Source organism: Candidatus Thioglobus sp., assembly GCF_028599055.1.
GTDB lineage: Bacteria > Pseudomonadota > Gammaproteobacteria > PS1 > Pseudothioglobaceae > Thioglobus_A.
The window spans coordinates 1-10,126 of sequence record NZ_JAQRMS010000044.1; the positions used below are offsets into that span (position 1 = coordinate 1).

At 40.8% G+C, this 10,126-nt stretch carries 11 protein-coding genes, 3 tRNA genes and 1 pseudogene; 3 read left to right on the plus strand and 12 right to left on the minus strand.

What is annotated here, in order from left to right:
- The 7 genes and pseudogenes from PSN35_RS04225 to htpX all read right to left on the minus strand — a co-directional run.
- A pseudogene (locus PSN35_RS04225) lies at positions 1 to 997 on the minus strand (phosphoribosylformylglycinamidine synthase); the annotation flags it as partial.
- Entirely contained in the window at positions 994 to 1,734 is a 741-nt protein-coding gene (locus PSN35_RS04230; protein ID WP_300029914.1) for a YebC/PmpR family DNA-binding transcriptional regulator, read from the minus strand. The gene PSN35_RS04230 and the pseudogene PSN35_RS04225, both read right to left, overlap by 4 nt.
- Before the next feature lie 38 nt (positions 1,735 to 1,772).
- Positions 1,773 to 2,723, minus strand: a complete 951-nt coding sequence (nadA, locus tag PSN35_RS04235; protein ID WP_300029917.1) for a quinolinate synthase NadA — start codon at positions 2,721 to 2,723, stop codon at positions 1,773 to 1,775.
- Between the two features lie 6 nt (positions 2,724 to 2,729).
- Positions 2,730 to 4,481 (minus strand): aspartate--tRNA ligase, encoded by a 1,752-nt coding sequence (aspS, locus tag PSN35_RS04240; protein WP_300029920.1) that lies wholly within the window; start codon positions 4,479 to 4,481, stop codon positions 2,730 to 2,732.
- A gap of 4 nt (positions 4,482 to 4,485) precedes the next feature.
- A complete protein-coding gene (locus tag PSN35_RS04245; protein ID WP_300029923.1) occupies positions 4,486 to 5,085 on the minus strand; it encodes a DUF502 domain-containing protein in 600 nt (199 codons plus the stop codon).
- Positions 5,086 to 5,140: 55 nt separating this feature from the next.
- A complete protein-coding gene (map, locus tag PSN35_RS04250; RefSeq protein WP_300029926.1) occupies positions 5,141 to 5,917 on the minus strand; it encodes a type I methionyl aminopeptidase in 777 nt (258 codons plus the stop codon).
- Between the two features lie 3 nt (positions 5,918 to 5,920).
- A complete protein-coding gene (gene htpX, locus PSN35_RS04255) occupies positions 5,921 to 6,811 on the minus strand; it encodes a protease HtpX (protein WP_300029929.1) in 891 nt (296 codons plus the stop codon).
- Between the two features lie 84 nt (positions 6,812 to 6,895).
- Here htpX and PSN35_RS04260 point away from each other — a divergent pair, with 84 nt between their 5' ends.
- A complete protein-coding gene (locus tag PSN35_RS04260) occupies positions 6,896 to 7,120 on the plus strand; it encodes a hypothetical protein (RefSeq protein ID WP_300029932.1) in 225 nt (74 codons plus the stop codon).
- Position 7,121: 1 nt separating this feature from the next.
- Here PSN35_RS04260 and PSN35_RS04265 read toward each other — a convergent pair whose 3' ends face one another.
- Positions 7,122 to 7,937, minus strand: coding sequence for an RluA family pseudouridine synthase (locus PSN35_RS04265; protein ID WP_300029935.1), 816 nt, complete (start codon positions 7,935 to 7,937; stop codon positions 7,122 to 7,124).
- A gap of 41 nt (positions 7,938 to 7,978) precedes the next feature.
- Here PSN35_RS04265 and PSN35_RS04270 point away from each other — a divergent pair, with 41 nt between their 5' ends.
- A complete protein-coding gene (locus PSN35_RS04270) occupies positions 7,979 to 8,815 on the plus strand; it encodes an Hsp33 family molecular chaperone HslO (RefSeq protein WP_300029938.1) in 837 nt (278 codons plus the stop codon).
- A gap of 11 nt (positions 8,816 to 8,826) precedes the next feature.
- Complete coding sequence (locus PSN35_RS04275; RefSeq protein ID WP_300029941.1) at positions 8,827 to 9,075, plus strand: glutaredoxin; 249 nt, start codon at positions 8,827 to 8,829, stop codon at positions 9,073 to 9,075.
- Between the two features lie 78 nt (positions 9,076 to 9,153).
- Here the strand turns inward: PSN35_RS04275 and PSN35_RS04280 are convergent.
- The 4 genes from PSN35_RS04280 to PSN35_RS04295 all read right to left on the minus strand — a co-directional run.
- Positions 9,154 to 9,229: transfer RNA gene (locus PSN35_RS04280), tRNA-His, on the minus strand.
- 8 nt (positions 9,230 to 9,237) lie between these two features.
- A tRNA-Arg gene (locus PSN35_RS04285) sits at positions 9,238 to 9,314 on the minus strand.
- A 74-nt stretch (positions 9,315 to 9,388) separates the two neighbouring features.
- Positions 9,389 to 9,465: transfer RNA gene (locus PSN35_RS04290), tRNA-Pro, on the minus strand.
- 62 nt (positions 9,466 to 9,527) lie between these two features.
- Positions 9,528 to 10,126, minus strand: a 599-nt coding sequence (locus PSN35_RS04295) for a UbiD family decarboxylase domain-containing protein (protein WP_300029943.1), incomplete at its 5' end; no start/stop codon positions are given.

Genomic DNA, 10,126 nt, shown 5'->3' on the forward strand with positions numbered 1-10,126 from the left:
AAACACTGAATCCACACAAGCCAACTTTAGGTTTAGAGCCTTGACCCGTTGCACCTTCGTCTCGAATCTCACCACCCGAGCCAGTTGCAGCGCCTGGGTGTGGGGCAATTGCGGTAGGGTGATTGTGTGTTTCTACTTTCATTAAGATGGCGCGGTGCTCTGTTGAGCTGACGTATTTTCCGTCTTTATCTGCATAAAAGCGCTCACCTTCATAACCTGCCATAACTGCTGAGTTGTCAGAGTAAACACTGAGTAGGCCTTCAGGATGTTTGTGATAGGTGTTTCGAATCATGGCAAACAGACTCTTAGCTTGCTCTACATCGTCAATTTTCCAATCAGCGTTAAAGATTTTATGGCGACAATGCTCAGAGTTTGCCTGTGCAAACATCATAAGCTCAATGTCAGTTGGATTACGCTCAAGTTTGGTAAAACTATCAACCAGATAGTCAATTTCACCCGTAGATAAAGCCAGCCCTAATTCGGCATTGGTCTTTTCTAAGGCTGACTTCCCTTGAGATAGAATATCAACACGCACGAAAGGTTGCGGCTCAAAATGGTCAAACAACCTGTGTGCATCATCAATACTATTTAATTCTGATTCAGTCATTTTGTCCATCACACAAGTTAATACTTCTGCTTGGTTAATGATTTCAGTATCAAAATGATAAATAACAGCGCGTTCTATGCGGTTGATTTGCGCCATATCACATAAGTGCATGATATCCGTTGCCTTGGAAGACCAAGGCGAGATTGTTCCTAGTCTTGGAATAATAATAAGGCTAGATTTAGCGTTATTAATCGTTAGCGTTTCACTATAGGAAAGTAATTGTGCCAACTGGTTTGTTTGATTTTCATCAAGGCTTGCATTAAGGTCAGCGAAATGAATAAATTCAGCGCCTAGTAGTGATAGGCCGGGCTGAGCTTGAGATAGTTTAGCTTGTAAAGCTTGAGTTTTAAAAGCGCCTAATGCACTAATGCCTTGATGGATGTGAATCATAGTTGTGCCATAACCTCTTCAGAAATATCAGCATTGTGATAAACCTCTTGTGTGTCGTCTAAATCTTCTAAGCGTTCAATTAATTTCATAAATTTTTCAGCATCTTGCAGGTTAAGCTCTACACGTGTTGAAGGCTCCATGGTTACTTGTGAATGTGTAGATTCAAGACCTGCATCAGTCAGTGCGTCTTTAACCGTGAAGAATTCTTCAGGGGTGGTGATCACATCAATTGAGCCGTCTTCGTTAGTAACAACATCTTCAGCGCCACTATCTAGCGCCACTTCCATAATTTGATCTTCATCGCCAGATTCAAAATTGATAAAACCTTGCTTGGTGAATAAATAATTAACTGAGCCATCAGTGCCTAAATTACCCCCATGTTTAGTAAAGGCATGACGCACATCAGCAACCGTACGATTGCGATTGTCAGTTAGTGTATCAACCATAATTGCTGTACCTGCAAGGCCGTAACCTTCATAACGCACCTCATCATAGTTTTCACCTTCAAGATCGCCTGAGCCACGTTTAACTGCATTTTCAATGGTGTCACGCTTCATATTAGCAGCTAGCGCCTTATCGATTACCATCCTAAGGCCTGGGTTATTTTCAATCACACCACCACCTGCTTTAGCAGCGATAACGATTTCCTTAATGAGCTTGGTAAAGATTTTTCCACGTTTGGCATCCTGTGCGCCTTTACGGTGTTGAATATTGTGCCATTTACTATGTCCAGCCATGAAGTTATCTCCAGTTTTTAAGTTTGTTAGATTTTACCTTATGCGGTAAAGTCGAGTAATTTTTGTATTGAGTTTTGCGCTTGTCGATTAACTGACGAATCAATTTTTATCTCATTGTTGCCCGTTTTTAATGTGCTGAGGCAGTTCTCTAAAGTGTTCATTGCCATCCACTCGCAGTGCGCACAAGATTCACAATCTGCACCAACGCCAGCGGTTGGCGCCTCAATTAATGTTTTATGAGGGGCGACTTCACGCATCTTATGAAAAATACCGTTATCAGTGGCCACAATAAAGACTTGCTCATCTCGATCACGTACAGCGTTAATCAGAGCGGTGGTTGAGCCAACAACATCGGCTAAATCAACCACAGATTGTGGTGATTCTGGATGTACTAAAATAGCAGCATCTGGATGGTGTGCTTTCAAATTTGCTAAAGCATCTGCCTTAAAGCGCTCATGAACCACGCAAGAACCTTGCCAAAGTAGCATGTCAGCGCCGGTTTCTTGTTGAACATAATTACCTAAGTGCTTGTCAGGCGCCCAAAGGATTTTTTTACCTTGGTTTTTTAAATGCTCAACAACCTTAAGTGCACTACCTGAAGTGACCACCCAATCAGCACGTGCTTTAACTTCGGCGCTAGTATTGGCATAGACCACGACAGTTCGCTGAGGATGTTGATCGCAGAATTTTGAAAATTCATCAATTGGACAATCTTCATCTAAAGAGCAGGTTGCCTCTGTGTCTAACACTAGCACGGTTTTTTCAGGAGAAAGGATTTTGGCCGTTTCACCCATAAATTTAACACCAGCTACAACAATGGTATCAGCATCAGAATTTTGACCAAAGCGCGCCATCTCTAAGGAGTCTGAAACAATACCACCTGTTGCTTCAGCCAGCGTTTGTAATTCAGAACTGACGTAATAATGCGCTACCAAAACGGCATTATTAGCGGTTAATTCAGCCTTAATTTGATCGGTAATACTGCTCACAAAAATTTAGTCTTTTTTCGCTAAACTCACTTGTACGCTAAGTTCACGAAGTACTTTTCTTGGCACTTCAGCTGGCGCATCGGTTAATAAACAAGCGGCTGTTTGTGTTTTAGGGAAAGCAATCACATCACGAATTGAATCACTACCTGTCATGATCATTACCAAACGATCAAGGCCAAACGCCATGCCACCATGCGGTGGACAACCGTACTCAAGTGCATCTAGTAAGAAGCCGAATTTATCTTGCGCCTCTTCGTCAGAAATACCCAATAGTTTTAAAACAGTTTGCTGCATTTCTACTTGGTGAATACGAATAGAACCGCCACCCACTTCCGAGCCATTAATGACTAAATCGTAAGCTCTTGATAGGGCGGTTTCCGCTGTTTTTTCTAAGGTGTTAGCATCAACACTTGGTGCGGTGAACGGATGATGAATAGCGCTTAATGAGCCGTCATCGTTTTGATCAAACATCGGAAAGTCAATCACCCAAATTGGCGCCCATTCTTTTTCATACAAGTCTAAGTCTTTGGCTAGTTGTTCACGCAAATTACCCAGTGCCTCATTAACAATTTTGGTTTTATCCGCACCAAAGAAAATGATATCGCCTGTTTGAGCGCCAGTCATTTCAATTACTTTAGCGGTTATTTCATCGCCTAAGAATTTTAAAATTGGAGAGGCTGGGCCATCTTCGTTGAGTTTAATATAAGCCAAGCCTTTGGCGCCGTAAATGCTAACGTATTTTGTGTATTTATCAATTTTTTTACGGCTAATGCTTGCACCACCGGGTACGCGAAGTGCAGCAACGCGAGAGTCGTCATTGCTAGCAGGGCCAGAAAATACATTAAAGTCAACACCTTGCATAAGCTCATCCATGTCAGTCATTTGCATCGGGATTCGCATATCAGGGCGATCAACACCGTATAAATGCATGGCGTCAGCATAGGTAATTTGTGGGAAGTTATCGCCTAAGTCAACATCAATAGCATGTTTAAACATGCCGCGAGTCATTTCTTCCATCATCGCCATAATTTCAACTTCATTCATAAATGAGGTTTCAATATCTAGCTGAGTGAATTCTGGTTGGCGATCAGCACGCAAATCTTCATCTCTAAAGCACTTAACGATTTGATAGTAGCGCTCAAAACCCGACATCATTAAGAGTTGTTTGAATAACTGTGGTGATTGAGGTAGGGCAAAAAACTCACCTGGATGGGTGCGTGAAGGTACTAAATAATCACGCGCACCTTCTGGCGTGGCCTTGGTTAAAAATGGTGTTTCAATGTCTAAAAAATCATTGTCATCCATAAACTCACGCATAAAGTGCGTAACTTTTGAACGAAGTCTCATGCGTTTTTGCATGGCATCGTTGCGTAAGTCAAGGTAGCGATATTTCAATCGAACTTCTTCTGAGGTGTCAGTTGCATCAATCTGAAAAGGTGTCGGCTTAGAAGCGTTAAGAATCTCAATTTTGTCAGCAACAATCTCAATTTCACCTGAGGCTAGTTTTGGGTTGGCTAGACCTTCACCTCTGGCAATCACTGTACCGCTAACTTTTAGTACAAATTCATTACGAATGGTTTCAGCGGTTGCAAAATCAGCATTATCTGGGTTGATTACAACTTGAGCAATGCCGCGCTTATCACGCATATCCAAAAAGATCACACCACCATGGTCACGACGACGATTTACCCAGCCACATATTTCTACCGTTTGATCGATGTTGTCTTTGTTTAATTCGCCACAATAATTCGTTCTCATATTTTTATCCTTTGTTTGGTTCTACCACACCGGTAGAGATGATCAGTTTAAATGCTTCATCAACACTCATGTCTAGCTCAATCACGTCACTTTTGGGTAGCATGATAAAAAAACCAGAGGTCGGGTTGGGTGTTGTTGGCACGTAAATATTAATAATTTCTTGCCCAATTTTTTCCTCTACTTCCCCCTGGTAATTACCAGTTTGAAAGGCGATAGTCCACATACCTTTACGCGGGTATTCGACTAATAGGGCTTTTTTAAAGCTATTGCCTGATGGGCTAAGCACGGTATCAGAAAGCTGTTTTAAGGCTTTATAAATGCCACGAAATCCTGGGATTTTATCTAGGAGTTTTTCCCATAATTCAATAATTTTTCGGCCAATAAAATTATTAACCAAGATGCCAGTAATAATAATAATTAGCAACACCCAAACAATACCGGATCCTGGAATGGCGCGCTCTAGATTGAATAAAGCTTCGGGTAAATACTGCGCAGGCACGATGTCGTTGACCAGCTCTAAAAAGAACTTGATAACAACAATGCTTAGGCCTAATGGAATCCAAAAAAGCAGGCCAGAAATAAAATAGTTTCTTAGGTTTTTCAACGCTTAGAGTTAGGTGACAATAAAAACACTTATTTTAGCATAAGCTAGCCCTAGATTAAATGTCCTCTTCTGCTCGTAGAGTGAGGATTTCATAGCCATCTTTAGTTACTAAAATGGTGTGTTCCCATTGTGCCGATAATGAGCGGTCTTTGGTGGTCACTGTCCAACCATCAACCTTGGATGTAGCCACCTCATAACCACCAACATTCACCATTGGCTCAATGGTAAAGGTCATGCCTTCTTCTAAAATTGGGCTTGATGCGACGTTGCCATCATCGTAATGTACGACTTGTGGCTCTGAATGAAATTTTAAACCAATGCCGTGACCACAATAGTCATGCACAATAGAATAGTTATTAGCTTGTGCATGCGCACCAATGGCACGGCCAATTTCGCCTAATTGAATACCAGGCTTAACTTTCTTAATACCAACATACAAGCATTCTTGAGCCACTCGACAAATGCGTTGTGATTTGACACTGGCCTTGCCAATTGTAAACATTTTAGAGGTGTCACCATGGTAGCCATCTTTGATCACGGTAATGTCTATGTTAACAATATCACCTTTTTTTAAGCGTTTGTCTGAAGGGATGCCGTGACACACTACGTTGTTAATACTGGTACAAATTGACTTTGGAAAACCGTGATAATTCAGTGGTGCAGGAATAGCCTTTTGCACGTCAACAATATAATCATGGCAGAGTTTGTCTAGTTCATCAGTGCTAACGCCCGCTTTAACATGGGGCGAAATCATATCAAGCACGTCAGCTGCTAAGCGCCCAGCTACGCGCATTTTTTCTATTTCATCTGATGATTTAATATCAATAGCCATAATTTATTTTCCTAGGTTTGTGGCGCGTGCCTCTAGTGCAGCAATACGATCTTCAATAGGTGGGTGTGATGAAAACCAAGCAGCAAAACCTTTTTTATCATCAATACCAAAAGCAGCCATTTGCTCAGGTAGCGCTTCAGGCTCAACTTGACCAAGGCGTTTCAGCGCGCCAATCATATTTTGGTGTCCGGCTAAATCAGCACCACCGGTATCAGCAACAAATTCGCGCTTACGCGATACATACATGACAATCGTTGAAGCTAAGATGGATAGTACAATTTGTGCAAATAAAGTAGTAACAAAATAGCCAATACCATGACCACGATTATTCTTTAGAATAACACGATCAACAAAATGACCAATAACACGTGAGAAGAAGATAACAAAGGTGTTAACAACACCCTGAATCAATGTCAGAGTAACCATGTCACCATTTGCCACATGGCTCATTTCATGGCCAACCACCGCCTCTATTTCACCTTTATTCATGTTATCTAACAAGCCTTGAGAAACAGCAACTAGTGCTTTATTTTTGCTTGCACCCGTGGCAAATGCATTCATTGAGGCAGAGGGGAAAATTGCTACTTCTGGCATTTGAATACCAACGATTTTTGCTTGGCTTTCAACAGTTGTCATTAGCCATTTTTCAAGATTAGTGGCTGGTGATTCAATCACGACGGCGCCGGTCATGCGCTTGGCCATCCACTTAGAAATAGCCAATGAAATAAACGCACCGCCAAAACCAAATACAGCTGAAAAGATGAGCAGTGCATTTAGATCAAGATCCGATCCATTTTCAGCCAAAATACCTTCAACACCTAATAAACTTAGTGTGATGCTGAGTAAAACCAGAATGGCAATATTGGTCATTAAAAATAAAAATATTCTGCGCATGGGTTTCCTTTTAAATTTATATAGTAAGTAATAGATGGGGATTTTATCATCTAGATTCAAGTCAATTGGCGTACAATTATTGGCATGATTAGAATTTTATTTTTGTCGTTGTTATTGTTATCAGGCTGTGAAGATCAAAAAAACACAGCAGACATAACGCTAAAACCTCCTGTACCTATTACTCCTGAAAAGCATAAACATCAAAAGCTAGACGAGCCTGCGATTTGTGCAGAGCTATCAGTGGCAGAATGTTTACGAATTATTATTCCAGCTATTTGGGATAGGGAAGTGGAGCGAGATTGCTCTTAATCTAAAGCTTTAGTTGATCTTCATCAGGCAGAGTAATATTGATTGGTTGTTGATCAATCGGGCAATTAAACGCTAAATTAATGGCTTGCAGTTGTAAATCTTCTGGATGATTTTTCTTGGCAGTGCCGTATAAACGATCACCAATAATAGGAAAATTTATCTCACTTAAGTGTTTTCTAATTTGATGCTTTCGCCCGGTTTCAATGTGCACGCTAAGTAGAGATTTTTGTTCATTTTGACCAAGCTTGGTGATATGACTTAACGCATGTTTTCCATCAATATCAGACGTTAAGCTGATTTTTTTATGGGGAAAGTCTCCCGATACGATTGCCAAATAAGTTTTCTTGATTAGTCTATCAGCAAATAATGTCGACAGTGCTTTGGCCATGGCTTTTGAGTGAGCGATCAGCATAATTCCGCTGGTTGCACGATCAAGGCGGTGCACCAAAAAAGTGGGTCGATCTAGTTTTTTCTCAACCAGTCTAGTGAGTGCACAATGATCCCCCCATTTTGACCCTTGAGAAAACACCCCTGCTGGTTTAAACCAGATGCTATAGCCTTTTTTATCCAGAATCAGGGTGGGTTGTTTTGGTATTGCGGATAAAATTTTTTCATTAAAATAAATAAACACTTCGTTGCCAGTTTTAAGTGGCTTTTTAATGCGACGAATGCGGTTGGTTTTTTTACCCGCCTTAAGCCAGACGCAACCTTTATCTAGAGCAGTTTTAAGTGCTTGTTTAGAGAGGCTTGTTGCGTCAACTAAAGCATCAATGAGCAATTTATTTTCAGTTTTAATGGTAATTTTTCTTTCGATCACTTTGTTACTTGCTTGCTTGGCTATAAATTAAAATCATACCTATGAATACACAAACAAGATTTATTTTTAAAGATTTAGACATTCGCGGCCAGCATATTGCGTTAAACGATGCCTGGCAAGCAATGATCCATAATCGAGGTTATGGCGAATTAATACGTCAATTATTGGGCGAGCTAAGCGCTCTGGGAATTTTTCTGGCCAATGGCATGAAGCATCAAGGCAAATTAACCCTGCAAGTACAAGGCGATGGCATGGTTAATTTATTGCTAGTTGAGGTAACTAACGATTTAAAAATTCGAGGTATGGTGCGCTCAGAGGGCAGCATAACAGCTGAGCATTCTTTAGATGAAATCTTAGGAGAAGGTCAAATTGTCGCTACTTTGTATAATGCACAAACAGATCATAGTTTTCAGTCTCTAGTGCCTAGAAATGCCAAAGGATTAATCGATACATTTGAGGATTATTTTTCACAATCAGAGCAATTAGAGTCTAAATTGTGGGTAAGTTCAACCGCTGATAATTTGAGTGCACTATTGTTACAAAAACTACCTGAAGCTGATCAGCATGATGATGAAGGTTGGCACAGGGTAGGTGTGTTAGCCAACACAATAACTAATCAAGAGCTAAATGAGTTATCGGTTGAATCACTGCTTCATCGATTATTCCATGAAGAAACATTAGAATTATTTGATGCCAATACAGTGACGTATGAATGCGCAAAAGATCGCAAACGTTTTGAAAAAATTATCTTTGATTTGGGCGAGCAAGATGCTCGCGATTTGCTAAAAGAGCGTGGAGAAATAGCCATTCACAATGAAATTTGTAATGAGCATCTATTCTTTGATGAACAAGATGTTGATCGAATTTTTAACACTTAGATTAATTAATAATGAAAAATATAATTTGGACAAAGCCTAATTGCTTATACTGTTCTCAAGCAAAAGAAATGCTGGATGAAGAGGGTGTTGAATACGAAGTTCGTTTGGTAGATGAAGTTAATTGGACAAACGATGACATGCTTAAAATGGCGCCTAATGAGTTGACTTATCCGCAAATTTTCCTTGGTGAAAAACATGTGGGCGGGTGTGATGATCTTGAAGCCTATTTAATGCTGAGAGAAATGGGTATAGATACATAAGTGCGCGCAAAAGTGCACTTTATTAGAAAAAGTACCTACAATCAGACATAAAAAAAGGCCGCAAGGCCTTTTAAAATATGGGGCGAGAAACGGGGTTTGAACCCGCGACAACCGGAATCACAATCCGGGGCTCTACCAACTGAGCTATTCCCGCCATAAACTTGGTACGCCCTACACGATTCGAACGTGTGACCTACGGCTTAGAAGGCCGTTGCTCTATCCAGCTGAGCTAAGGGCGCATAAACCTAAAATAGGTGTTTTGCTACTGAAATCCATTAGGATTTTTCAAGAGTTTATGAGCAAATTTATAATATGGTCGGAGTGAAAGGATTTGAACCTTCGACCACCTGGTCCCAAACCAGATACGCTACCAAGCTGCGCTACACTCCGAAAAAAAAGAATTATACTTTGTTAAGCTGAATTGTAAATAGTTAATTCAGGATTTTTTGCAATTAATCAATCTTTAAATCTGACCAAATGTCATCCACCCTTTGAATAATATCTTTATCCATCACAATTGGCGTACCCCATTCACGATCCGTCTCTCCAGGGAGTTTGTTGGTGGCGTCGATACCCATCTTGGAGCCAAGACCAGAAATAGGGGAGGCGAAATCTAGGTAATCAATTGGGGTGTTGTCGATCAATGTGGTGTCACGGGTGGGGTCTACTCGTGTAGTCATCGCCCAAATAACTTCTTTCCAATCTTTAACATCGATATCGTCATCGACGATAATCACAAATTTGGTGTACATAAATTGACGCAAGAATGACCAAACACCCATCATTACCCGTTTGGCATGACCTGGGTATTGCTTTTTAATACTAACTACAGCCATGCGGTAGGAGCAGGCTTCTGGCGGTAAATAAAAATCAGTAATCTCTGGGTATTGTTGCTGCAACAAAGGCACAAACACTTCGTTAAGTGCTACGCCTAAAACGGCAGGCTCGTCAATGGGTTTGCCCGTATAAGTGGAGTGATAAATAGGATTTTTTCGATGCGTGATACGCTCTACGGTAAACACAGGAAAACGCTCAACTTCATTGTAGTAAC